26 protein-coding genes are annotated in these 25,829 nt (G+C 39.6%); 2 read left to right on the plus strand and 24 right to left on the minus strand.

All coding sequences use genetic code 11. The annotated features are described in order from the left end of the window. Positions 1-4: 4 nt before the first annotated feature. Positions 5-571 (minus strand): hypothetical protein, encoded by a 567-nt coding sequence (locus tag CUS89_RS10440; protein WP_104872079.1) that lies wholly within the window; start codon positions 569-571, stop codon positions 5-7. A gap of 396 nt (positions 572-967) precedes the next feature. On the opposite strand from CUS89_RS10440, the gene CUS89_RS10445 reads away from it, so the two are divergent. Beyond that, positions 968-1,585 (plus strand): hypothetical protein, encoded by a 618-nt coding sequence (locus CUS89_RS10445; RefSeq protein WP_104872080.1) that lies wholly within the window; start codon positions 968-970, stop codon positions 1,583-1,585. A gap of 111 nt (positions 1,586-1,696) precedes the next feature. Here CUS89_RS10445 and CUS89_RS10450 read toward each other — a convergent pair whose 3' ends face one another. The 13 genes from CUS89_RS10450 to CUS89_RS10510 all read right to left on the minus strand — a co-directional run bounded on the left by CUS89_RS10450 (position 1,697) and on the right by CUS89_RS10510 (position 12,794). After that, entirely contained in the window at positions 1,697-2,278 is a 582-nt protein-coding gene (locus CUS89_RS10450) for a hypothetical protein (RefSeq protein WP_104872081.1), read from the minus strand. Positions 2,279-2,296: 18 nt separating this feature from the next. Next, a complete protein-coding gene (locus CUS89_RS10455) occupies positions 2,297-2,851 on the minus strand; it encodes a hypothetical protein (RefSeq protein WP_104872082.1) in 555 nt (184 codons plus the stop codon). A gap of 54 nt (positions 2,852-2,905) precedes the next feature. Continuing rightward, on the minus strand, positions 2,906-3,484 hold the full coding sequence (locus tag CUS89_RS10460) for a hypothetical protein (RefSeq protein WP_104872083.1): 579 nt from the start codon (positions 3,482-3,484) through the stop codon (positions 2,906-2,908). A 20-nt stretch (positions 3,485-3,504) separates the two neighbouring features. Further along, positions 3,505-4,062, minus strand: a complete 558-nt coding sequence (locus CUS89_RS10465) for a hypothetical protein (RefSeq protein WP_104872084.1) — start codon at positions 4,060-4,062, stop codon at positions 3,505-3,507. A 260-nt stretch (positions 4,063-4,322) separates the two neighbouring features. Further along, positions 4,323-4,946 (minus strand): hypothetical protein, encoded by a 624-nt coding sequence (locus tag CUS89_RS10470; protein ID WP_104872085.1) that lies wholly within the window; start codon positions 4,944-4,946, stop codon positions 4,323-4,325. Between the two features lie 38 nt (positions 4,947-4,984). Next, a complete protein-coding gene (locus tag CUS89_RS10475) occupies positions 4,985-5,566 on the minus strand; it encodes a hypothetical protein (RefSeq protein WP_104872086.1) in 582 nt (193 codons plus the stop codon). A gap of 66 nt (positions 5,567-5,632) precedes the next feature. Beyond that, positions 5,633-6,256, minus strand: coding sequence for a hypothetical protein (locus CUS89_RS10480; RefSeq protein ID WP_104872087.1), 624 nt, complete (start codon positions 6,254-6,256; stop codon positions 5,633-5,635). A gap of 506 nt (positions 6,257-6,762) precedes the next feature. Then, a complete protein-coding gene (locus CUS89_RS10485) occupies positions 6,763-7,911 on the minus strand; it encodes an LCP family protein (RefSeq protein ID WP_104872088.1) in 1,149 nt (382 codons plus the stop codon). 114 nt (positions 7,912-8,025) lie between these two features. Beyond that, the gene (locus CUS89_RS10490) at positions 8,026-8,886 is read right to left on the minus strand and encodes a shikimate dehydrogenase (protein ID WP_104872089.1); all 861 of its coding nucleotides are present in this window, start codon (positions 8,884-8,886) and stop codon (positions 8,026-8,028) included. 182 nt (positions 8,887-9,068) lie between these two features. After that, a complete protein-coding gene (locus CUS89_RS10495; protein ID WP_065095787.1) occupies positions 9,069-9,839 on the minus strand; it encodes an ABC transporter ATP-binding protein in 771 nt (256 codons plus the stop codon). A 2-nt stretch (positions 9,840-9,841) separates the two neighbouring features. Continuing rightward, complete coding sequence (locus tag CUS89_RS10500) at positions 9,842-10,723, minus strand: ABC transporter permease (protein WP_019722826.1); 882 nt, start codon at positions 10,721-10,723, stop codon at positions 9,842-9,844. Continuing rightward, positions 10,720-11,745, minus strand: a complete 1,026-nt coding sequence (gene trpX, locus CUS89_RS10505) for a tryptophan ABC transporter substrate-binding protein (RefSeq protein WP_104872090.1) — start codon at positions 11,743-11,745, stop codon at positions 10,720-10,722. Before trpX ends, CUS89_RS10500 begins: the two co-directional genes overlap by 4 nt. A gap of 422 nt (positions 11,746-12,167) precedes the next feature. Beyond that, positions 12,168-12,794: a hypothetical protein gene (locus CUS89_RS10510; protein WP_104872091.1), complete on the minus strand. Its 627-nt coding sequence runs from the start codon at positions 12,792-12,794 to the stop codon at positions 12,168-12,170. Positions 12,795-12,986: 192 nt separating this feature from the next. Between CUS89_RS10510 and efbA the strand changes: the two genes are divergently transcribed. Then, on the plus strand, positions 12,987-14,687 hold the full coding sequence (gene efbA, locus CUS89_RS10515; protein ID WP_104872092.1) for a fibronectin-binding protein EfbA: 1,701 nt from the start codon (positions 12,987-12,989) through the stop codon (positions 14,685-14,687). Positions 14,688-14,769: 82 nt separating this feature from the next. Here the strand turns inward: efbA and CUS89_RS10520 are convergent, their stop codons facing one another. The 10 genes from CUS89_RS10520 to CUS89_RS10565 form a co-directional block, all read right to left on the minus strand. Beyond that, positions 14,770-15,705, minus strand: coding sequence for an ETX/MTX2 family pore-forming toxin (locus CUS89_RS10520; RefSeq protein WP_104872093.1), 936 nt, complete (start codon positions 15,703-15,705; stop codon positions 14,770-14,772). A 239-nt stretch (positions 15,706-15,944) separates the two neighbouring features. Continuing rightward, entirely contained in the window at positions 15,945-16,847 is a 903-nt protein-coding gene (locus CUS89_RS10525) for a LysR family transcriptional regulator (protein ID WP_104872094.1), read from the minus strand. After that, the gene (locus CUS89_RS10530; RefSeq protein ID WP_104872095.1) at positions 16,844-17,545 is read right to left on the minus strand and encodes a carbonic anhydrase family protein; all 702 of its coding nucleotides are present in this window, start codon (positions 17,543-17,545) and stop codon (positions 16,844-16,846) included. Before CUS89_RS10530 ends, CUS89_RS10525 begins: the two co-directional genes overlap by 4 nt. 41 nt (positions 17,546-17,586) lie before the next feature. After that, positions 17,587-18,228 carry a YfbR-like 5'-deoxynucleotidase gene (locus CUS89_RS10535; protein ID WP_019722833.1) on the minus strand — a complete coding sequence of 214 codons (642 nt, stop codon included), beginning with the start codon at positions 18,226-18,228 and terminating at the stop codon, positions 17,587-17,589. Positions 18,229-18,424: 196 nt separating this feature from the next. Continuing rightward, the gene (gene pyrE / locus CUS89_RS16390; protein WP_010735509.1) at positions 18,425-19,057 is read right to left on the minus strand and encodes an orotate phosphoribosyltransferase; all 633 of its coding nucleotides are present in this window, start codon (positions 19,055-19,057) and stop codon (positions 18,425-18,427) included. Positions 19,058-19,060: 3 nt separating this feature from the next. Beyond that, positions 19,061-19,771: an orotidine-5'-phosphate decarboxylase gene (gene pyrF / locus CUS89_RS16395; protein WP_104872096.1), complete on the minus strand. Its 711-nt coding sequence runs from the start codon at positions 19,769-19,771 to the stop codon at positions 19,061-19,063. Continuing rightward, complete coding sequence (locus CUS89_RS10550) at positions 19,768-20,697, minus strand: dihydroorotate dehydrogenase (RefSeq protein ID WP_065095779.1); 930 nt, start codon at positions 20,695-20,697, stop codon at positions 19,768-19,770. The genes pyrF and CUS89_RS10550 overlap by 4 nt, the downstream gene beginning before the upstream one ends. Next, positions 20,694-21,470 carry a dihydroorotate dehydrogenase electron transfer subunit gene (locus CUS89_RS10555; RefSeq protein WP_258082410.1) on the minus strand — a complete coding sequence of 259 codons (777 nt, stop codon included), beginning with the start codon at positions 21,468-21,470 and terminating at the stop codon, positions 20,694-20,696. Before CUS89_RS10555 ends, CUS89_RS10550 begins: the two co-directional genes overlap by 4 nt. A 91-nt stretch (positions 21,471-21,561) precedes the next feature. After that, positions 21,562-24,747, minus strand: a complete 3,186-nt coding sequence (carB, locus tag CUS89_RS10560; protein ID WP_104872098.1) for a carbamoyl-phosphate synthase large subunit — start codon at positions 24,745-24,747, stop codon at positions 21,562-21,564. Beyond that, a complete protein-coding gene (locus tag CUS89_RS10565; RefSeq protein ID WP_104776486.1) occupies positions 24,747-25,826 on the minus strand; it encodes a carbamoyl phosphate synthase small subunit in 1,080 nt (359 codons plus the stop codon). The genes carB and CUS89_RS10565 overlap by 1 nt, the downstream gene beginning before the upstream one ends. Between the last annotated feature and the right edge of the window lie 3 nt (positions 25,827-25,829).

Here is a 25,829-nt window from a genome sequence, read left to right on the forward strand (position 1 = left end):
TCATTCAACTCAATATTGATGCCCCACATACCGTAAATCTTTTTCTTGTTGGATCATAAATCGTCCAAAGGTACGCTCCTTTTCCGGAATGTTTTCCATAAGCGAAATAATCTGACCACGTGTTGTTCCATTGATAAATGACTAATGTTTCCTTCTCGGAAAACAAGTAATTGTTCAGTTCAATGAAATCTTTCTTACTTCCTCTATAAAAAAAAGGAATTTTAAAAAAAGCGTAGGCATAATCTGAAATATAATGACCTTCTAAGTCGCTATGTGTAGAAAAAAAAGTATCGACTGGAATTCTTGTTGCTTCCATTAAATTGAAGTTTATGGAATAGGTTGCGAATATATTGACTGGAAATTCAAGTTTATTCGTATACTCAATTTGATCATGTCCTCTTCTTTGATTGAGGAACGTAACAAATGCCAAAGCTGCTTTTTTGTGACTTTCGTATCCTTGATTATTCTTTTCTTGAAAAAACGCATAGTTGATCGCTAAATCTTTCATCCAAATGTTTTTTTCAACCATGGTCAGTACAAATCGGTTAGTCTCCTTTTCTAAAAATTTCATCCTTACCTCCTTTAGAAATGTTGTATGTACTCAATAAGTATAATTCGTATACTTTACAAAAAGACCTATTTATCTTTGGATCACCAAACGTATACTTAAATTTCATAATCATCCTCCGAACCTCTAAAAAATTAAAAAGAAAACCTAAGATTTTTTTAAATAGTTATTTTATATATATTTAAGTAGAATAACCATCTTGATAAGTTTATATTATCGCATGATAAATAAATCTACAAGTTTCCCCGATTTATTTATCTTGTTTTTTTATAAAGTCATATCTTCGAAACAAAAATTTATTTTTTAAGAAATAAAAGTAAAAAAATAAGCTCATAAAAAATGTAAAATTGTTAAGAAATTCAATCTGAATAATAAGTGGATTTTTGCGAGGAGGATAAAATGGAACTATTAGAAAAAGAAACACTAGCATGTTGGGATTGGAGTGGTGAAAATATACCAATTTACGTTAATTATGCCTTCTTTATTGAAAATAATAATCAAGGAATTCACAGTCACCAACAAGCCATTCTAGGATATCTAGAATTTTCGAATCGAATTGTACAATGTAATCATTGGGCATTCGACCAAAGAGAAAAAACCGGGAAGCCTACAACCATAGAACAATTTAACGAATATTTTTGTTCAATTAAAGCTAACCCACTCATCTATATCAAGCGAGATCCTGATTACTTAGGTTGGGAAACCTACCCAATTTATGTAAATAAAAAAATGATGAAGGCAGAAGAAATCAAACCCGATAGTCTATTTAAAAATAGAGGAGCCTATGAAAAAGCCTTTTTCCATGAAACTCAAACAACTACAGTGAGTAAAGAACATTTTTTAGTGCTTAATCAACGATTCTTTCCTGAAAGAGAGCATTTAAAAATCTACGCGTGGGATACATCCTTTTCTAATCGCTTTAATCGTGCGCGTGATTGTTACGGAGCATATTTATGGAGTATTTACGATGAAAAAAGAAAACGATTTACAGTAATCAGTGTATTTTTGAATCCTTAGTGATGAACCCGAATTTGAAAAAATGCTTTTTCTTCACTTATTTACATATGCAACTGAGAGTCATCACATGACTTTCAGTTGCATATTATTATACTTGATCAATTGTGTCATTCAATCAGCTATTGAAATTCCGATCACTGTAAATTTATGTTGCGCTTTGTCATAAATCGTCCATAAAAACCCATCATATAATTCTCTTCCAAAAGAAAAGTAATTTGACCATTCGCTGTTCCATTCATACACCGTTAGCATTTTTTTATCAGGAAACAACCAATCATTAAGTTGTATAAAGTGGTTTTTTTTACCACCATAACTATACGGAGGATGAAGAAAAAGAAAGGTATACATAGATTGATAACCACCTGCACTTTTGTTGTCTATTGATATTAACTCCTCGATCGTTGAGAGTTTCCCATACATTAAGGCTGGATTCACTGCATATCTATACTGGAGTTGATTGCCATATCTAGGTAAACAATCAAAATAAAGTAATTCAGTATAGTAAATTCCCGGCACATTCCTTTTTTCATTCATCACTTTAATAAATTCAAGTGCTACTTTTCGATGATTAGAGCGTCCTTTATACTCAGTCTCTTCAAAAAAAACATAATCTATCAAAAGACCCTGCACTGGAATGTTTCTCTTGTGGGCATTTTGTTTAAACTCGAATGTTTCTTTACTCAATAATCTCATGATCGACCTCCTTCTTTCTCAAGTTCCTAAAACTGTGAACTTCTTACTTTCTTCATCGTAAACTGTCCATAAGTAAGCAGCTCCACTCATCTTCTTTATGTAAGAAAAATAATCTGACCAAGTATTGTTCCATTGATAAATAATCAGTTTGGCTCTATTTCCAAAGATATGATTGTTCAATTGAATAAAATCTTTCTCCTCTCCTTTATAAGATGAAGATAATTTAAAGAAAGCAGTGGCATAATCGGAAGTATATTTCTTGTCCGAATCATAGGCTGTAGAAAAGAAAACATTCCCTTCGATTATAAACCCTTGCATCAGTAGTTGATTGATGGAATAAGTTTTTCTCAGATTGACAGGGAAATCTACTCTATCCGTATACTCAATTTTTGTATGTCCTCTCTTTTGATTGATTGCTGTCACAAAGGCAAGTGCTGCTTCTTTGTGACTTTCTTCTCCTTTGTAATTTTCTTCATGGAAGAAGCCGTAAGTGAGTACGAGCTCTTTCATCCAGATATTTTTTTCAACCATAGTTAGTACAAATCGATCTGTTTCCTTTTCCAAAAATTTCATCTTTCCCTCCTCTAGAAATGTTGTATGTACTCGATAGTATTTTTCACGTAGTATTCAGTACCTCATCGAAGCACCTATCACCGTAAATTTTTCAGTTTCCCTCTGATAGATCGTCCATAAATACGCACCATATTCCTCTCTACCTATTGAAAAATAATTTGACCAATCATTGTTCCATTGGTAGATTATTAGGTTCTCTTGCATAGGAAATAGATACTCATTGGCTTTTAAAAAAATCTCTTCTCGCTGAGGTTTATATATCTGTGAGAGTATGGAATAAGCATAGGAAGATTCATATTTACCATTCTCACATTTAGTAGAGAAAAAGGCAGGGGGCAATACTGATTTCGCATACATCAACTCTGGGTTCACTGCATAGGGATAAGCCAATGACTTAATAAAAATAGGTAAATCATCAAAACAATGTAATTCTGTTGAATGAACACATGAGTACCCTAGACTTTTTTTGTTCATCACCTTTATAAATTCAATCGCTGCTTGTTGATGACTCTCCACATTTCGATAATTCTTCTCTTTAAAGTAGACAAAGTCTAAATTTAAACGTCTTATAAATAATGCTTTCTCCTCTAATTTTTGGCTCAATACTTCTGTTTCCTGTAGTAAAAACTCCATATTATATTTTTCTCCTAATCTCATAAAATGCTTGCATTGATCACCGTAAACTTATTTCTTTTAGGATCATAGATCGTCCATATAAAAGCCCCTCTATGCTGTCTGCCATAATGAAAATAATCTGACCAAGTATTATTCCACTCATAAATAATCAGTTGTTCCTTATCTGGAAAAAGAATATCGTTCATTTGAATAAAATGTTCTACTTTTCCGAGATAGTTTGAAGACATCTGGAAGAATGCATAAGCATAATTTGAAAGAAACGGTCTTTTAGGTTCCCGATAAATTGAGAAAAAAACCTCGTGACTTAAACGTCGAGCGGTCATGCGCGTAGGATTTATTGTATATTCTTGTATTCGGTTATCTAAATGTTCCTGCTTATTCCAAGTAATCATAGGATATCTTTTTTTCTGGTTCGCAAACTTAACAAGCTGAATTGCTGCTTGTTGATGACTGCTATCTTCCTCGTAATCTTTCTCATGAAAGAATAGAAAAAGAATCGGGATATTTTTCATTGGGATATTATTCTCCATCATAGTCAAAGGGAATCGATACGTTTGTTCATCTAATAATTTCAAATTGATCTTTCCTTTCTTTTATGTGATGATTTCTTTTCTATTATGTAGTCAATAAAGCACCAAGCACTGAAAATTGAGTCAAAATCCGATGAATGAAATTTCTCTGCATACATTTCATAATGATCAGTTTCTGATTTTCCTATGTTTTTTATTACCCAATTATTTACTTTTACTAAAGGAAAAAGTACTTTCTTTTTTTTATTTATATTTACATTATTAATGATTCAATTGTTTAACCTACTTATAGATTTGGTATTCTCTTACGCCGGTTCTGCTAAATAAATACTGATAATCGTAAAGATTTGGGTTCTAGAATCATAAATACTCCAAAGATAGGCACCCCAGCCCACACGCGCATAGTTGAAGTAATTTGTAAACTCTGTATTCCATGAATAGATGATTAATTTGTCTTTTGAAGGAAAGAACCGTTCATTTACCAGATTAAAGTCTGTCTTAGATAACTTTGTACCATGAAATTCATTAAAAAAAGCTTCCTCATATACCCCACCTTCCATAAATAAATCTTCCGCAGTAAGTTCTGTGCCTTCCATCATCTCTTCGTTGACTTCAATGGGGTAGCCATCTAAGTTTAACGTAGTAGGATCAATTGCTGTGTAAGTAATTGAATCCGAATTCAGTTCACGAAATTTCGCTACATACATTTCACGGGTAACATATTTTCCAGTTTCTTTGCTTTTTTTTGATGACCAAAGATTTGTTTTTGCTAAACGACTTAAATAATTTAGGTAGGCTAAGATTGCCTCTTTATGGGTGATTTTTCCTTGGTAATCACTTTCCTTAAAGAACGTATAACCAACGTAATACGGAAAAAGTATATCCCTTTTTTTTCTTAATTCTAATGTTTCTTTTACCAATAATTCCATGTCTTTGCCTCCTCGAAGTTTAAAAATCTTAATTAAACTCAATCTGTCATAGAAGACCCTATGACCGTCAACTTATTCGATGCAGTATCGTAAATCGTCCAAAGAAAGGCATCCATCCATTCTCTCCCAGCAGAAAAGTAATTCGACCAATTGTTATTCCAAGCATAAATGATTAACGCACTTTTCTTAGGGAATAATAATTTATTCAAGGAAATAAAATCTTCTTCGTTCCCACTATATGAATATGGCGGATAAAGAAATGTCTGGGCATACCAATTTAAATAGCTTCCAGAAGCTGCTTTTTCAACAGAAAAGAAAACATCTGTCTTTATCTGTTTTCCATACATTAACTCTGGATTTACGGCATAACTCAATCTAATTGGGCTACATACTACGGGTAAGTGATCGAAATAATGCAAATCTGTATATAGAAGACCTGGAATATTTCTTTTTTCATTCATTACTTTGATAAATTCAAGGGCGGCTTTACGATGACTGGAATATCCACGATAAACAGTTTCTTCAAAAAATACATAATCGAGTAAAAGACCAGCGACTGGAAATTTTCTTAAATAAAGTTTTTGTTTAAATTGATACGTATCTTCTTTTAATAACTTCATTCTGTCCTCCTCATTCACATGATTAATGATTCAATTGTTTAACCTACTTATAGGTTTGTTATCCTCTTACCCCTGTTCTGCTAAAAAAATCTCGATGATCGTAAAGATTTGGGTTCTAGGATCATAAACACTCCAAAGATAGGCGCCCCAGCCCACACGCGCATAATTGAAATAATTTGTAAACTCTGTATTCCATGAATAGATGATCAATTTATCTTTTAAAGGAAAGAAACGTTCATTTACCAGATTAAATTCTTTCTTAGATAACTTTGTACCATGAAATTCATTAAAAAAAGCTTCCTCATATACCCCACCATCCATAAACAATTCTTCCGCAGTAAGTTCAGTACCTTCCATCATCTCTTCGTTGACTTCAATGGGGTAGCCATCTAAGTTTAACGTAGTAGGATCAATTGCTGTGTAAGTAATTGAATCAGAATTCAGTTCACGAAATTTCGCTACATACATTTCACAGTCAACAGGTTTTCCTGTTTCTTCGCGTTTTTTTGATGACCAAAGATTTGTTTTTGCCAAACGACTTAAATAGTTTAGGTAGGCTAAGATTGCCTCTTTGTGGGTGACCTTTCCTTGGTAATCACTTTCCTTAAAGAACGTATACCCGACGTAATACGGAAAAAGTATATCCCTTTTTTCCCCTAATGCTAATGTTTCTTTTACCAATAATTCCATGTCTTTTCCTCTTCTAAATAATGATGTATGTACTTAATGAGTATAATTCCTATACTTTACAAAAAGACCTATTTATCTTTGGATCACCAAACTTATGCTTAAATTTCATGATCATCCTCCAAACCTCTAAAAAATTAAAAAGAAAACCCAAATTTTTTAAATCGTTATTTTATATGCATTTAAGAAAAATAACCATCTTGATAAGTTTATATTATCGCATGATAAAGAAATCGACAAGTTACCCCGATTTATTTATCTTGTTTTTTTATAAAGTCATATCTACGAAACAAAAATTTATTTTTTAAGAAATAAAAGTAAAAAAATAAGCTCATAAAAGATGTAAATTGTTAATAAATTCAATCTGAATAATAAGTGGATTTTTGCGAGGAGGATAAAATGGAGCTATTAGAAAAAGAAACACTATATAGCAATCAAAACATCCACACAAAAAAAGCTTTTCCAGAAGTTATCACCTCCAGAAAAGCCTTTTAAAAAAACATCAACGATCATTTACTCAAAAATTGTTCGATCTTTTCACGGTTCATTTGTTTATCTAATACGAGGATACTACCCGCATAATCGCTTTGTCCGTAGCTCCAAGTATTATCCGCTGGGACGCTTAAACGGTCGATTCCGCCAGCACCACGTAAGATAGAGAAACTATTTCTGACTAAAAAAGTCATCGGTACATCGGTGGATGTATAACCGATTGCTTTTCCGGCAGCATATGGCGCACGGATCAAGTTCAATGGATTTTTTAGTTGTCCAAAAATCGCATCCATTACTTGTTGCTGTCTGCGAACACGACCGAAGTCGCCTTCTTCATCCATCCGGAAACGCGCATATTGCAACAGCACATGACCGTCCATTCGTTGTTTGCCTTTAGCGATATCAACACCGTCTAGATTCAAGTCTTTTTCAGCATCGATCGACACGCCATTCATGAACATGGCATCGATCACTTTTTCAAATGATTTGAAATCGACTTTCATATAGTATTGACAGTTCAGCCCAAAGTTCTCTAACAAGGTTTGTCGGACCAACTCAGCGCCACCATAAGCATAAGCTGCATTGATTTTATTGTCTCCGACCCCTGGGATCGTCACGAAGCTATCCCGCATGAATGAGATCAATTTAGGTTTACGCGCAGGTCCGTCTAATTGGAGAACCATGATCGTATCTGCTCGTCCCGCATCTTCACCCCTTGTATCACTACCTAAAATCAAAATGTTGTGTGCGCCACTTGTTGATCGGGCGCCATTGAATGTTTCTGAAGTCGCTGGTTCCAGTGACTGATCATTTTCAGCCACGAACTTGCCGACGAAAAATGAAATCAGTGAAAAGACCAATAAAAATAATAAGATCCCTACTATGATTTTCCACCAAGACCGCTTCTTGCGTGGACCTTTGGGCTGTTTCTCTTTAAAGAGTCCTTTTTTCTGGGGTTGTTGTCCCGAATGGACCTGTTCTTCGTAAGGCGTTGAGTTTCGAGAATCCCTAGGACGTTCTTCATAAGTTTGTTCATAAGAAGGGATTGCTTCCTCTTCAGGCTCAGCTTGTTTCTTACTTGCGCGTCGCCAAGATAGCGGCGATGACTTTTCTTTGATTGGTTTTGCTTTTTTATGGATGTTCTGATAGCGATCCATCCGACTCATTTGATTTCCTCCCTTTGTTCAACTCAGTAAAATCATACGATACTTCTTAATGAAAAACAGTAAGATCGTCGTAAATTTAACTAAAAGCTAACGAATCCCCTGATATCACATGTTTCATTCCTTTGAATCGAGTAAAGGTTGGATCTCCTCAATCGGCATGGTCTCGCCTGTCCAAAGCTCAAAGGCAATTGCTCCTTGATACATCAGCATCCCTAGCCCATTTCGTGTAAGACAGCCGATTGCTTTGGCTTCTTTTAGAAAGCGTGTTTCTTTAGGGGAATAAATCAAATCAAAAACTGCGAGTTTCTTATGGAGAAACTGAGGATCAATTGGCATCAACTCTTTTTTTGCGCCCATGCCCATATCGGTACCATTGATCAAAAGGTCTGTATCTTCAAGATCTTTTTTCAACTGTTCAGTATCTGCATAATCTTTGACGATGATGGGACAGTTGGTTTGTTCCGCAACTTTCTCAAAATCCGCAACGACACTCGTAAAAGTAGCATTTTTCCGTTTATAGATGACGATTTCTTTTGCTTGATCTAGTGCCGCTTGAACAACGATTGCTTTCGCTGCGCCACCTGCACCTAGCATGATTATTTTTTTGTTTTTGATCGCTACACCCGCTTCGTTGACTGAACGCATGAAGCCCATGCCATCCGTATTATAGCCGATCAAGCGGTTGTCTCGCTGAACGATGGTATTAACAGCACCTATCAACTGCGCTTCTTGACTTAATTCGTCTAAATAAGGAATAACAGCTGTTTTGTTAGGCATGGAAAGATTGACACCTAACATGTTGAATGTGCGGATGCTTTCGACCGCTTCTTTCAGATTCGTTTGATCGACTGTGAATGCCAAGTAAACAGCATCGATTGAACGAGCCTGAAAGGCTGTATTATGCATCAATGGAGATAAACTATGGGTAACGGGAGATGCAAAAATCCCTGCTAATCTTGTTTTTCCTGAAATCATGGAACGCCTCCTATAATACGCTAAAAATGCCGCGTCCATTCGTAGAACCTACGAAGGAACAAGCGGCATCAATCATTTTTTCTGATATGAATCGTGTTGATTTTGATTGTTATTATACCTGCTATCACAAGTATAAATTGAAGGAAACAAACTTGTCAAACGGAGATAGCGTTCTCGAATGACTAATCGATGACTTCTTCAAAGAAATGTAAGAGATCATTCATGGATAATGCTTGTTTTTCTTCTTTTGCTAAGTCTTTGACGATCCGCCCTTTTTGTAAGACGATCAGGCGATTCCCATATTTCAAAGCATCTTCCATACGGTGCGTGATCATCAAGCACGTTAACTTCTGCTCCGTGATGCGTTGGTTGGTCAATTCCATTAGTAGCTTGGCTGTCTTTGGATCTAACGCTGCGGTATGCTCATCTAACAAGAGTAATTCTGGCGCTTTGATCGTTGCCATCAATAAACTTAACGCTTGTCGTTGCCCCCCTGACAATTCGCCAGCAGGTGTATCCAAATGTTGCTCTAATCCATTGCCTACTTCTTGGCATATTTTATAGAACGCTTCTTTTTGGGTTTTCAATTGACGCAAACGAAGCGTCCGTTTCTCGCCACGTTTTTGAGCTAACAATAGATTTTCTGCAACGGTCATCCGTGGTGCAGTCCCCATTTTCGGGTCTTGGAATACGCGTGATAGAAATAAAGCTCGTGCTTCTTCTGACAACTTAGTAATTGGCTGGTCTTTGAAATAGACCCCACCTTGACTTAATTGCAATGTTCCGGCAATCGTATTGAACAAAGTACTTTTGCCCGCCCCATTACCGCCAAGAACAGTGATAAAATCTCCTTCATTGATGGTCAATTGGATATCATCCAATAATACTTTTTCTTCGTGCATCCCATTGTTGACTACTTTTCTACCATTTTTGATCGTTAAGATAGCTGTCATCGTTAGACCTCCTTTTCAAAGCCAGTTTTTAATTTCAATGCTTGTTTTACTTGTGGGATCATCAGGCAAGCCGCTAAGATGATCGCTGAGAATAATTTCAGATAAGTCGTGTCGAAGCCTAATTTGATAACAGCTAAAATCAATAGTTGATAGATGATGCTTCCGACAACGATTGCTAGTAAACGCTCGATCAATGTCAACTCCTGGAAAATGACTTCCCCGATGATGATCGAAGCTAGTCCGATCACGATCACGCCGATCCCTTTATTGACATCCGCATAGCCATCGTTTTGAGCGATCAGAGCACCAGATAAAGCAATCACTCCATTAGATAAAGTCAAACCTAAGATTTTCATACGGTCGGTTTTGATTCCTAATGAACGCGCCATTGTCTCATTATCCCCAGTAGCAATATAGCCTTGCCCTAAGTCTGTATTGAAGAAGAAAATCAACACGCTGATCAATAAGCCCAGAGATAATAATCCTAATAAGACAGTGTCAAAATAATTCGGTAAATGTAGTGCGTGGAACACATCTTGTAAGACTGGATGATTCAACAATGAAAGGTTGGGTGTGCGCATCACGAACAAGATAACTGAGTTCAAACCTGACATCACTAAGATACCGGCTAAGATGACCGGAATCTTTCCTTTTGTATACAGTAAACCTGTGACAAGTCCAGCCGCCATTCCGGCTAAAACACCTAGAATCGTTGCCAATAATGGACTAACGCCATGCGTGATCGCTGTTACACAGACAGCACCACCAAGAGGGAATGAACCTTCTGTTGTCATATCAGGGAAATCTAAAATGCGGTAAGTCATAAAAATCCCTAAACCTAATATGGCCCATAACATACCTTGTGAAATTGCGGATACGATCATTGTTCTTCCTCCTTGATCTCTTTGAGTACTTTTGCATCTTGTTTGATGGATTCAGGAATCGTGATGCCTAATAGTTCTGCTTGTTTTTCATTGACGATGATATCGCCTTTATCAAACACATAGACAGGGGTTGTGGCTGGTTCTTTCCCATTTGCTAAAGCGGCTGCCATTTTTCCTGTTTGAACACCTAATTCGTATTGATTGATCCCGATTGTTGCTAACCCGCCTTGTTCGACCATCGTATCGACAGAAGGAATTACTGGGATATCTGCTTTATTTGCTTCTTTGATGACCGTTTGCATCGCGTTAGCAATCGTGTTATCTAAAGGAACATAGATAAAATCAACTGATTGGCTCATGACTTGAACGGTTTGTGCAATTTCATTCGTTGAAGGGACGGCATACTTCACTGGTGTCAGTCCTTTAGCTTTTGCCGCTTCTTCTGCTTGGCTGACTTGATAACGTGAATTGTCTTCTGATGATGCATATAGAATCCCGACTGTTTTTGCTTCTGGTAATAGTTCTGTCGCTAATTGGATCTGCGCTTCCACCGGCGGTTGATCGGACACTCCTGTAATGTTGCCCCCTGGCGCTTCTAAACTTTGTACTAACCCTGCCCCTACAGGATCAGTCACTGCTCCTAAGACAAGTGGAATATCCTTTGTAGTGTTTGCGATGGCTTGTGCTGCTGGCGTCGCAATACCTACGAGAACGTCTGGGTTGTTTTGGACTAATTGCTGGCTCATGGTAGCTAATTTACTTTGGTCGGCTTGACCATTTTGGAAATTGATTTCTAGGTTTCGTCCTTCTTCCAAACCTGATTCTTTTAATCCATCTTTGATCCCTCGATAGATTTCATCTAAAGCAGGATGACTAACGAACTGTAAAACCCCAACCACTTTTTTATCATCCGTTCGATTTCCTTCAACAGGTGGTTGATCCTTGATTGTTTCGTAGATAAATGTACCGGTCAAGTAGACAAGTATCAGTGCGATCACTGTGATCAATCGTTTATTTTTCATTTTTATTTCCCCTTTTTGTTATGTATTTTTTTAAATAGATCGGCTACGTGTGTAACTTCGAGCGAATGAACAAAAAAAGACAATCACCGCTGGTACGGTCATTGTCTTTTACCAACAAAAAACCGCATAGAGCCATCTATGCGGTCGTCAAATTCTTGTCCAGCATAGATACAAACTTTAGAATCGTACATTGTTGTACTCTAAAAAGTTGTATCTACGAAAAAGTTCGCCCTTGATACAACTTATCTACGCCAGTTACGCCAATTATTTTTATGTTCTGATAAAAATTGAATTGATAAGTTCATCTTGGACCATCCTTTCCTTTAAGTGTTATCCTAAGTCTAATCGAATTTTATTTATCCGTCAACTAATTTTTTATTTTTTTGGTTTTTTGTTATTTTTCACTAAGTATTTCACTACACTTACTCTAAGGTGCTCTCTGTTGTTTCTTCCGATTGTTCGCCGTTTGCTAATTCTTTTTCAAGTTGTTTGATGTTGATCAACGGTAATCGATTCAGTGCAGGAACTAGAGTTCTTTCAAGCTCTTCTTTATTTTCATCAGAGAGGACTAAGCGATTTCTTTCTTCTCCGCCATCAAAGAAAATAATAGTGACTTTGTCTTTTTCGATCCCATAACGTTGTTCTAATTCTGGGGTATCATAAACGAGCGGATAGAAGAAAATCGTCCGGTTCAACTCACTGCTTTGTTGCGGGTCTTCAAATATATCCACCACTTGCTTGTAAAGCTCACCCTTCGGCAGACTAAACATGACAGAGATGGCTCGACTATCAGTGATCTCTTGATGCGCGGAAGAAAATGGCAAAGGCTGTAGCTTTTCGGAATGGATCGAGGAATAGATCAATGTATCCACCTGTGCTTCTTTGATTTTACTTGGCAAAAAAAACATTGCAGCCGTCAACAAAAATGAACAGCTCAGAAGAAGACCGATCCGTCTGAAATATTTTTGAGGATGTTGTTCAAAATCCTCTGATAAATTCGTGTAGCTTAGTATGATTTTATCCTTTATCTCTACCATCAATCGCTGCATCTTCTTTTCCCCCACCTGTTCTTTCTTTAATTATACCTAAAATCAAGCGAAAGAACGAAATAAAACACTAGTTTTTCATGTAAATTCTTTCTTTAATCTCTCTTTTACAGAAGAAATCATCCGGTCCATTGGTCTTTCCTCTCTTTTTTCGTTATAATAAGTGTACTTATGAATAGAAATGAGGAATGAATCATGTCCTTTGATGGTGTATTTACCCATGCAATGATCCATGAATTGCGCGAAACACTATTATCTGGTCGGGTCTCAAAGATCCACCAACCGTATGAAAATGAAATCATTTTGGTGATTCGTTCTCGTGGAAAGAACCACCGATTGTTGTTATCTGCTCATCCAAGCTATGCCCGTGTCCAGATCACAGAGATCGATTATCAAAATCCAGAAAATCCGCCGAACTTCGTGATGATGTTGCGTAAACATTTAGATGGTGCGATTTTAGAAAATATCAAGCAAATCAAAAATGACCGAGTGATCCACTTCCATTTTTCAAAACGAGATGAACTAGGCGACTTACAAAATATTGTTTTGATCGTTGAATTGATGGGACGACACAGTACCATCGTTTTAGTGAACCAACAAACACAAAAGATCCTAGACGCGATCAAGCATATCGGCAGCTCACAAAACACGTATCGTTCGTTACTCCCTGGTGTCGAATATGTCGCACCACCTGAACAAGCGGTACTTGATCCTTTTGAAGCAACAAAAGAACAAGTATTTGAACGCTTATCAAAAATCGAGCCAAATGCAAAAGCACTGCAACAAGCATTTCAAGGATTGGGCCATGACACTGCATTAGAATTGATCGAACGGATCAATCAACGTCCGAATGAAAAAATGGCTGTTTGGGAAGAATTCTTTACTGCGATCGATCAACCTACACCCACACACTATGAAGTGGGTACAAAAGAATACTTTACGCCGATTGCTTATCAAGAATTAGCGAAACAAGCCGATTCAGTGCAAGAATACGAAACATTAAGCGCGTTGTTAGATGCGTTTTACCAAGAAAAAGCGGAAAAAGACCGAGCGAAACAACAAGGCGGCGAACTGATCCGTAAAATCGAAAATGAACTGAAACGTAATCGCAATAAATTGAAAAAGCGCGAACAGACCTTGCTTGATTCTGAAAATGCGGAGGAATTTCGTCGTGATGGCGAACTATTGACAACTTTTATGACTCAAGTTCCTCGTGGCGCGACTGAAGTGACATTGGCGAACTATTATGAAGAGAACCAACCAATCCGGATTGCTCTTGATCCCGCCTTAACACCTAATCAGAATGCGCAAAAGTACTTCCATCGCTACCAGAAACTTAAAAATGCGGTCAAATTGATCGGCAAACAAATCGAAGAAGCGAAAAGCGAGATCCAATATCTTGAATCTGTCCTTTCACAATTAGAGATTGCTGGACCAATGGATATTGAAGTGATCAAAGAAGAGCTATTAGCAGAAGGCTACTTGAAAAAGAAAACAAGTAAAAAACAAAAGAAAGCAAAACCTTCACAACCTGATCGCTACTTCTCTTCTGACGGCACCGAGATCTTAGTTGGTAAAAACAATCTGCAAAACGATCAATTAACCATGAAGACTGCAAGAAAAACAGATCACTGGTTGCACGCGCAAAACATTCCAGGGTCTCACGTGATCATCAAGAGTGATCAACCTTCTGATGTAACCATTACGGAAGCTGCGGAACTAGCTGCGTATTACTCAAAATATCGCCACTCTGCACAGGTGCCTGTGGATCTAGTGCAAGTCAAACATATCCGCAAACCGAATGGCGCAAAACCTGGATATGTGATTTACGAAAACCAAAAAACGATCATCGTTACACCCGAAGAAGAAAAAATCCAAGCAATGAAAAAAGGATGATTTTTGCTGAAAAAAACCGACCGTCAAGAAGTTATTACTTCTGACGATCGGTTTCTTTTATGTTTCATAAAACTATGTTCAATTAAAATTGGTAGCCTGTCGCAATGATTTCTTTTGTTCCAGTTGTACGGTCAAAGGCTTCTAAAACAAATCCAGAACCATAATCGACACGATACGTTCCTCCGCCTATCCTACGACCTGCTACATTGGCGTTAACTTGTTTCCAATTGTTCCGGCTTTCAGAAATGTAACGATTCCAATAACTATCAGAAAGTACTTGGCGATCTCCAACGACAGTTCCTACACCATATGTATGGATGCGGCCAACAGAATCTTTTTTGTATGGGATATCTGCTCGGATCTGTTGCTCTAAGTTAACTGATCCTGTGGCTTCTCCAGTATAAAATACCCAATTGACTTCCACGGTATGCCCAGGTCTTACATTGATTGCTTGACCAGGAACTGTCCAATTTTTTTGGACCTCTCGTGTCTGTGAAGTCGTTGAACTAAAGTTGTAATTCAATTCGACACCCATGGTTGCAGAACCAAACATTGGTACACGGATCTCTGTACTAGTCGATGTTGATACCCCAGCAGATTGCGTGGTCGAAGTTGTTGTTGAGTCCGTATAAGTCTCCGAGTACGAAGGTGTCGTAAAGGTTTGATTCTGGTTCGTACTATTGTGGAATACACTTGTGTTTACAGTTCTTGATCTTTGTCTGGTGCCCATATCACTATTGACACCTACCGAATAAGCTTGGCTAGACACATTTCTTGGATTGTATTCATCTCCAGTAAGTCTTTCATTTACACCAATGTCCCCCCATTGATACATTTGGAAAGATAACGCATAAGACATCGTACTCATGCGATCGATCGTACTTTGATTGACCGATTTTAAATACCCTTCGCCGATTTGCGGAAGCAACTCATCGGCTTGGACAATAGGTTCTCCTGTAAATAAGCCTAAACTCGCCGCTCCAACAACACCCAACATCACCTTTGTTGCTTTTTTCATATTTTTTGATTCTCCTTTATTATTTTCTACAAATCAATGGGCATATACCCAACGATTTGCTAATTCCAGTATGGAACATATTTTCTGCGACATGTCATTATGTACACTACTACAACAATTTAATCAGCTTCAAATCAAGCACAAAAAAAATAAGCCTGAAAATCAACCATTTTTGATATTCCGGCTTATCTTTTTACTCAACAGTATCTATTGAGACGTTTATTTGATTTTTTTACAGCTTACTTCATTTGTTTCATCACACGCTGGATACTTGTGATGAATTTCTTGCCGATATCACTTAATGGCTGTTTTCCCGAATAAATGACATATAACTCATTGATCGGGCTATCAGCTAATGGAATCAAGCGTAAATATTCTTTGATCTCCCCGATCACGATGCCAGAGCCTGAAGCATAGGCATCTGTTTCTAACACAATGTTCATCAATGTGCCACGATCACTCGTATAGATCACCGATTCTTGTTCAGGGATCTCAATTAGATCTTCATAAAAGTAAGGAAAATTATTACCATCTTGCGTAAACCGAACTTGCGGAAATGCTGCTAGCTCTTCTACCTTTATTTCTTCGTGTTGGGCAAGTGGATGGCGCTGTCTCAAAAAGATATGGGTCTTAAATGTCCCTAAAGACTGAGCGACTAATTCCCCTTGTTCTAAGTAACGCTTGATCCCTGTGCGATTATGGTCATTCATATAAAGGATACCTAACTCGCTTTGCTGCTGTTGGACTTCTTCGATCACGTTTGCTGTCGTCGTTTCCATGATGCGAAACTGTTTTACTTCTGCTTTGAACGTCTCGATCAGTTGCGCAGTCAATGGCCCTAAAAAATCATAGTGTTGTGAAGCAATCGAAAAGCTTTCTCGTTTTTCACTTTTCAGGTAATAGTTTTCCAAAGAATCTAATTGTACTAAAATACGTTCCGCCCGCTTTAAAAAGGCTTGGCCTTCTTCTGTTAGATAGGCGCCTCGATTCGTGCGGGTAAATAAAGTGATACTCAATTCGTTTTCCAATTCTTTGATGGCTGCAGAAAGGCTTGGTTGAGAAACAAACAATTTTTTTGCTGCTTCTCGAAAACTTCCATTATTCGCTACCGCAGTGACATATTTCAATTGTTGGATGTTCATTTCGTCCCCTTGTAATAATAAATTTTTCGTTCCTTTACTGGTTGTAATGGACGATTATTCGGTTGCGCATATTGTCCTTTGAACGGGATCAAAAAATCACGATTCAATTGACCGACCTGATCCATGACGAACCATTGGATCGGTCCACTCGTTGGTGGCGTCGTAAGTGATCCTACATAATGATAATGACTTTTCTGCTCAGGGAAAAAGACAGAGGCATCGGTCCAATGCTCATGGGCATCGAGATCCCATTTGTCGCCATTTTGGCGATCGTACAACCAACCCTCATCATTTGATAGATGGTACATCGCACCAACCACTAAGTTTTCTTGTCGTTCGTTCGTATGGACAAAGTGAAACTCGATATCTTCTTGTTTCCCATTGATGACGTGTTCTGACGGCATGTGAAAATGGATGTCGGTCAAATAGTATTTCTCTTCGTTGAAAAGAACGTAACTGATTTGATCGTATGGCACAAGATGGATCGTGTTCTTGAACTCCTTATCCGTGAAGCGTTGCTTCTGATAGTGAAAAGACAGAGTTTCTTTCGTGTCACTGCTTTCTTCACATGTAACTAGAGGAATGGGCGATTGCCACTCGAACTCGGCTCCTTTTGCAAACCAATCGCACAATTCTGCCCAATGTTCCGGTCCTCTTTCACCAGAATAACCCCACTCAACATCCATATTCTTCTTCAACTAAAATTCCTCCTGAATCAGTTACCTACACGGCACTTCGACTATTCTTTTTCTTTTTTGACAATGTTTGACACAGCTGCTAAGAAATCCTCTTTTCCATAGAATTCTTGATTGAGCAACTCCGGAAAGATCTCCTTGAAAAAATATTGGACGGACGGTCGATGATCAAAGCCTTTGATCGTTGTGACTGCCTCAATAAACATCTCTTTATAAACTTTTTCCGGATTGTTTTTACTGATCTCATCAAATGATTCATACAACAAATCGATTTTATCTGAAACTGCTAATAATTCGCCTTCGACCGTATCGTCCTTTCCTTCGAACAAGCGGCGACGATAGACGTCTTGTAAAGCTTCAGGAATTTCTTGATTGATGAACTCATCCGTCATTTTTTCTTCGACGGTCTGTAGCATCCCCCGCAACTCTTTACTTGCATATTTTACCGGTGTTTTGATGTCGCCGATAAAACGTTCAGTGTAATCATGATTCAGCGCTTTTTCATACAAGAGTTTCCAATCGATTGGTTGCCCATGGAGTTCTTCGATATCCCCTAAAACTTGCGCGATCGAAGCCACACGATACGAATGAGCCGCGACGGTATGTTCAGTATGTTTGAAGAAACCTGGCGCCCGTGTGATTCTTTCTAAGTTATTTAGCCCTAAAATAAATTCATTCAATCCCATAAAGATTCCTCCTCCTTGAGATGACTTTTCCGATAATGTTATCATTAAATAACTTGAATTCGCAAATTTTCAGCTTATTATCTTTAGAGGTTTTCATTTATAAAAGAATAGTTTTCGCTATGTATCATCAAGAGTTGGCTGTTCCACAAATAGAAAAAGGGCTGAAACAACAATTGTTTTTCGCCCTTTGTTCTAATTAATCGGTCACCCAGTTCTCAGGGTCTTTTTTCCATTCTTTTAGTAAAGCTAATTCTGTTTCGTCGATGGTTTTGTTTTCTAAAGCAAATTCGATCAGTACAGAATAATTCGTCAAAGTAACCAATGGTAGACCAGCTGCTTCAAAGTTAGCTTTTCCTTTCGGCAACTCATAAGTAAAGATGGCTGCGACACCTAAAACATCCGCACCTTCTCTTTTAGCTGCTTCAGCGGCTTCTAGCACACTTCCGCCAGTTGAGATCAAATCTTCAATGACCACCATTTTTTGTCCTTCGAAGATCCGTCCTTCGATTTGGTTCCCTTTGCCATGAGCTTTCGCTTTGCTGCGAATGTAGACCATTGGTAAGTCTAAGATCTCAGCTACCCAAGCTGCATGAGGGATTCCGGCGGTTGCTGTTCCAGCAATCACTTCGACTTCTGGAAATTCTTGCTTGATTTTTTCAGCTAATCCTTGAGCGATTTCTTTTCTTACTTTTGGGTAACTCATGGTGATGCGATTGTCACAATAGATGGGGCTTTTAATGCCACTTGCCCAAGTAAATGGCTGGTTGGGGCTTAAGAAAACAGCTTCGATTTCTAATAAGTCTTTCGCAATAGTTTGTTCGATATTCATAGATCAACGACTCCATTCTGCTTTGATTGTTTGATAGGCTTGGTAAGGATCTTCTGCTTGTGTGATCGGTCGACCGACAACGATAAAGGTTGAGCCGATTTCTTTTGCGCGGGCTGGTGTCACGATTCTGGTTTGGTCACCAGCAACTGTTCCTTCTGGTCGGATGCCAGGTGTCAAACATGTAAATGACTCACCTGCTTTTGCTTTGATCGATGCCACTTCAAGTGCTGAAGATACGACCCCATCTAAACCTGCTTCTTTTGCACAAGCTGCGTAGTGGATCACACTTTCTTCTAGCGGCACTTCGATCAGTTGATCATGGTGCATCTCTTCTTCACTCGTAGAAGTCAGTTGCGTGATTGCTAAAAGTAAAGGTCGTTTCTTCCCTTCGGGTGTTCCATCTGTCAAACCGCGCATCGCCGCTTCCATCATACGGATACCGCCGGCAGCATGGACACAGGTGATGTCTACGCCTAATTTTGCTAAGCCACGCATCGCTTTTTCCACGGTGTTCGGGATATCATGTAATTTCAAATCTAAGAAAACGTCATGTCCAGCATCTTTTAACCAGCGAACGATGATCGGCCCTTCTTGATAAAAGAGTTCCATACCGATTTTGACGAATAACTTTTCGTCTTCTGGGAAACGTTGCATAAATGTTTCTACTTCTTGCCAAGATGAAAAATCTAAAGCAATGATTGGTCGTTGATTCATTGATTTCTACCTTCTTTCACTTCTTTGATCAATTGCTCTAAAGACTCAATGCCTAACTCGCTCATTCTCGCTGGTAGGTCTGCAATCAGTTTTGGACAGATATAAGGATCGGTAAAATTCGCCGTTCCAACAGCAACTGCACTTGCACCTGCCATATACATCTCCAGTACATCATCCACGGTTTGCACACCGCCCATCCCAATGATCGGCAAGTTAGAGACACCTGCCACTTGATGAATCAAACGAATAGCTACCGGTTTGATCGCTGGTCCTGAAAGACCGCCTGTTTGATTGGCAAGGATCGGTTTTCTGGTTTTCAGATCGATACGCATCCCTAACAGGGTATTGATCATGGTAAAACCATCGGCTCCGCCAGCTTCAATAGCCTGTGCCACTGGGACGATATCCGTAACATTAGGAGATAATTTGACATAGACAGGGACATTCGCCACTTTTTTCACTGCTTGTGTCAGTTGGAACGCCACATCCGGATCCGTACCAAAAGCAATTCCGCCATGTTTGACATTTGGACAAGAGATATTCAGTTCAATGGCATGGACATTCGGTGCATCACCGATCTTGCCACAGACTTCGACATAGTCTTCTTCACAGGCGCCAGCGACATTCGCAATGATCGGCAAGTCTTTATAGGTGGCTAATTCAGGTAGCGATTTTTCCATAACCACTTCCATCCCAGGATTTTGCAAACCGATCGCATTGAGCATACCAGAAGGTGTTTCTGCTACTCGCGGCGTGGGATTACCAAAGCGCGCTTTTGGTGTCGTCGCTTTGACCATGATTGCGCCAAGTTGGTTCAAATCGTAATATTTGCCATATTCTTTGCCAAATCCAAAGCAGCCGCTTGCTGGCATGATCGGATTCTTCAAGTTTAATCCTGGAAGTTTGACTGCTAAAGGGTTACTCATAAAATCACCTCTCCTGCTTGGAAAATCGGTCCTTCATCGCAGACTTTCAAGCTTTTCGTTCCTGTTTCATCGCCTGGGACATGACAGACACATGCGTAACATGCTCCGACCCCACAGGCCATGCGAGACTCTAATGACAGTTGGACGTTAGGATGCCCAGCGAAAAGTTGCTCCACTGTCTTTAGTAACCCGTTTGAACCGCAGGCAAAAACAGCAGCAGGCTTATCTTTTGCCGCAAGCAGTAGATTGCCGACATTTCCATGCAGTCCGTAGGTGCCGTCATCCGTTGCGATCCTTGTATCCCCTAGCTTTAGAAATTCTTCTTCATAATACATTACTTCTTGTGAAGCAAAGCCTAGAAAGTGAATCGCTTTGACTCCTCGTTCCTTCAGCTGTTTCGATAGTTCGTATAAAGGAGGAACACCGATCCCTCCGCCAACAACGAAGACCTCATCTTCTTTCGTTAATCCTGAAAGATTGAAGCCATTCCCTAAAGGTCCTAAAACGTCTAAAGAATCACCAGCAGTCAATTCTGCGAAATGCTTTGTTCCGTCTCCTTCTACACGGTAGATGATACGACAAGTTTTTTGTGATTGATCGATCTGGTTGATACTGATTGGTCGGCGCAACAACAAATCTGCTCGGGGTACGCGAATATGAAGGAATTGTCCAGGGTGTGTCATTTCTTTGACTAATTCCCCGGTCAGTGTCATTTCATAGATTCGTGGTGCTAGTTGCCGTTGGTGAACGATTTTCATTACTTCTTGTTTCATCTTAACACTCCTATGTTTTGGGACTTTTTCGCTAGACTGCTTTGCTTTATTCATTTCAATTTTTAAATAGGAGGGCAATCGCCCTCCAGGATTAGATTGCTTGTGTTGAAAATGCGCGGGATTCCATCACGCGGACGATCGCATCTGCGGTATCAAGGGAAGTGAACAATGGCGTACCATGTTCCACTGCTTCACGTCGAATGATAAAGCCATCTTTTGACGCATTCCCACGATCTTTATCAATGGTATTGACGACCACTTGTGCTTTGCCCGCACGAATCAGATCAACGACATTTTTCTCTTTTGTTTCCTCAGAGATCTTAGCAACTGGTGTCACCACAAGTCCATGTTGTTCAAAGAACGCTGCGGTATTTTTCGTTGCCAATAAGCTATAGCCGATTTCTGCAAAGCGTTTTGCTAGGCCTAAGGCTTCTTCTTTTGTTTCATCGGCGATCGTAAACAAGACAGCACCGTAATCAGGCAGACGCAAGCCAGATGCTTCAAACGCTTTATACAGCGCTTTGTCTAAGTTTTGATCCGAGCCCATGACTTCACCTGTCGATTTCATCTCTGGTCCTAAATAAGTGTCCACTTTATGCAACTTCGTGAATGAGAAGACTGGCGCTTTGACATGGACGTTGGCAGATTCAGGATACAAGCCATCTTCATAACCTAAATCTTTCAATTTTTCTCCTAAAATGGCTTTTGTCGCGATCTGTGCCATTGGGATGTTCGTCACTTTGCTCAAGAAAGGCACTGTCCGACTGGCGCGTGGATTCACTTCGATAACATATACTTGGTTGTCATGGATAACGAATTGGATGTTCATCATCCCGATACAATTCAACCCTCGTGCTAAACGGATCGTGTAATCTTCGATCGTTTGCTTGATTTCCTCTGACAGCGCTTGTGGTGGATAAACCGCCATCGAATCACCTGAATGGACACCTGCACGTTCAATATGTTCCATGATTCCTGGGATCAAGACGGTTTCACCATCACAGATCGCATCGACTTCGCACTCACTACCGATCAAGTAACGATCGACTAAGACTGGATGTTCTGGTGAAGCTTTCACCGCATGTTCCATATAATCTTCTAAGTCGCGTTGATTCTCGACGATCTCCATTGCCCGACCTCCCAAGACATAGCTTGGGCGAACAAGTACTGGATAACCGATTTTATTGGCAACTGCCACTGCTTCTTCTTTACTTGTCGCAGTATCTCCTAGTGGCTGAGGCACTCCTAATTCTTGTAAAGCTTGTTCGAATAGATCACGGTTCTCCGCACGATCAAGGTCTTCGATCGTTGTCCCTAGGATTTTTACACCTGCTTTTGCTAATGGTTCTGCTAGGTTGATCGCTGTTTGTCCGCCAAATTGGACGATGACACCGATTGGTTGCTCTAACTCGATGACATTCATCACATCTTCAAAAGTCAAAGGCTCAAAGTAAAGTTTATCAGAAATCGAGAAATCTGTCGAAACGGTTTCAGGGTTACTATTCATGATGATCGCTTCATAACCTGCTTGTTGAATGGCTTTCACTGAATGAACTGTCGCATAATCAAATTCGACTCCTTGTCCGATACGGATCGGTCCAGAACCAAGTACTAACACAGAAGGTTTTTCCGAACGATGACTTTCATTTTCGATTTCATACGTACTATAGAAGTAAGGGGTATGAGATTCAAATTCGGCAGCACAAGTGTCGACCATTTTGTAGACAGGTTGAATGTTCTTTTCTGCACGTAATTGACGAATCGCTTCCGTCGTCGTTTTCCACAATTCCGCAATTTTTCGATCCGTGAAGCCATTTTGTTTCACAGTAAGAAGTAGATCCAACTGATTCGGTTGTTCCGAAAGCTCGTCTTCTAATTCAACGATGTGCAACAATTTATCCAAGAAGAATAAATCGATTTTCGTCAAGTCTGCCAATTCTTGGATCGGAAAGCCCCGACGGATTGCTTCGGCTAAGTAGAATAAACGATCATCTTGTGCCCGGACGATTTTCTCCATCAAGCGTTCTTCACTGACTGTCTTCAGTTCAGGCAATTCAACGTGGTGTGCCCCGATTTCTAATGAACGAACGGCTTTTAATAAAGATTCTTCGATGTTACGACCGATCGCCATTACTTCGCCGGTCGCTTTCATTTGCGTACCTAAGACACGTTCCCCGTTTTCGAATTTGTCGAAAGGCCAACGTGGGATCTTGGCTACTACATAGTCCAATGCAGGTTCAAATTCAGCATAAGTCGTTCCTGTTACTGGATTTTTCATTTCATCCAAGGTCAAGCCTAACGCGATCTTAGCTGCTAATTTCGCAATCGGATAACCGGTCGCTTTACTTGCTAAAGCAGAGGAGCGTGAAACACGAGGATTCACTTCGATGACATAGTAGTTGAAACTATGAGGGTCTAATGCTAACTGAACGTTACAGCCACCTTCGATTTTCAAAGCACGGATGATCGATAGTGACGCATCTCTTAACATTTGATATTCATGGTCTGCTAATGTTTGGCTTGGTGCAAAGACGATTGAATCTCCTGTATGGATACCGACTGGATCGAAGTTCTCCATGTTGCAGACGACGATCGCATTGTCGGCAGAATCACGCATCACTTCATATTCGATTTCTTTGAAGCCTGCAATACTGCGTTCAATCAAACATTGGGTCACAGGTGATAAACTCAACCCATTTTCCGCGATTTGGCGTAGTTCGGCTTCATTCTCACACATACCACCACCAGTACCACCTAATGTGAACGCTGGTCGAACGATGATCGGATAACCGATTTTATTGGCAAAAGCAACTGCTTCTTCCACCGTCGTCACGATTTCTGATTCGGGGATCGGTTGATTTAATTCTTCCATCAACTTTTTGAACAAGTCACGATCTTCTGCTTGGTCGATCGCACTTAATTTTGTCCCTAGTAATTCGATGCCTAATTCGTCCAAGATTCCTGACTCGGCTAATTCCATCGCCATGTTCAGACCTGTTTGCCCACCTAATGTCGGTAAGATCGCATCTGGACGTTCTTTTCGTAAAATTCGTGAGACAAATTCTAATGTGATTGGTTCTAAGTAGACTTGATCCGCAATTTCTTTATCGGTCATGATCGTTGCTGGATTGGAGTTGACTAAGACGACTTCGTAGCCTTCTTCTTTTAAAGCAAGACAAGCCTGTGTGCCTGCATAGTCAAACTCAGCGGCTTGACCAATGATGATCGGACCAGAACCGATCACCATGATTTTATTGATATCTGTGCGTTTTGGCATTAGAATTGCTCCTTTCCAGCGTCCATCATTTCCATAAATTCATCAAATAAATGTAGTGCATCGTGTGGGCCAGGGGCTGCATCCGGATGGAATTGCACACTGAAGGCAGGATAGCGACGGTGACGCACCCCTTCGACTGTGCCATCGTTGACTTCCACGTGAGTGACAAGTAATTGTTCCGGATCGATCGTCTGTTCATCTACCGCATACCCATGGTTTTGTGAGGTAAAATCGATTCTTCCTGTTGCAACTTCACGGACGGGATGATTCAGTCCACGATGCCCGAATTTCATCTTGTATGTGTCTGCGCCATTAGCTAGCGCAAATAGTTGATGCCCTAAGCAGATCCCAAAAATCGGGATCTTTCCTTGGATTTGTTTGATCATCTCGATCGCTTCTGGTACATCTTTTGGATCACCAGGTCCATTCGTCAACATCACGCCGTCTGGCGATAATGAAAGGATCGTTTCCGCATCCGTATTGTACGGTAAGACTGTTAAATTACAGTCACGCTTACTCAATTCCCGTAAGATGCTATGTTTCAATCCAAAATCAATGACTGCCACATTTCTTCCTGTTCCTGGGCTTGGATAAGGTTTATTGGTTGAAACTTGTTGGACTTGGTTGGTTGCCAAGACGGTTGCTTTTAGTTGGTCGTATGCATGTTCAAATGAGTCGCCTGCATCAACGATACTGGCTTTCATCGTTCCAACTTCACGGATTTTTCGTGTCAACGCCCGTGTATCGATGCCAGAGATACCAGGGATTCCCTTTTGTTTCAAGAACTCGTCTAATGTCATTTGGTTACGCCAATTTGACGCAACACGTGCATGCTCTTTGACCACTACACCTTTACACGTTGGTGCAATCGATTCATAATCATCACGGTTGACGCCATAATTCCCTACCATCGGGTACGTAAATGTAATGATCTGTCCATTAAAACTTTGGTCTGTGATCGTTTCTTGATATCCTGTCATACTTGTCGTAAAGACGATTTCTCCAAACACATTGGCTGTCGCGCCAAATGATTTCCCTTTAAATACTGTGCCATCTTCTAAAATCAGCAACCGTTCCATCCA

It is taken from the genome of Enterococcus mundtii, from assembly GCF_002947535.1.
Classification (GTDB): Bacteria; Bacillota; Bacilli; order Lactobacillales; family Enterococcaceae; genus Enterococcus_B; species Enterococcus_B mundtii_B.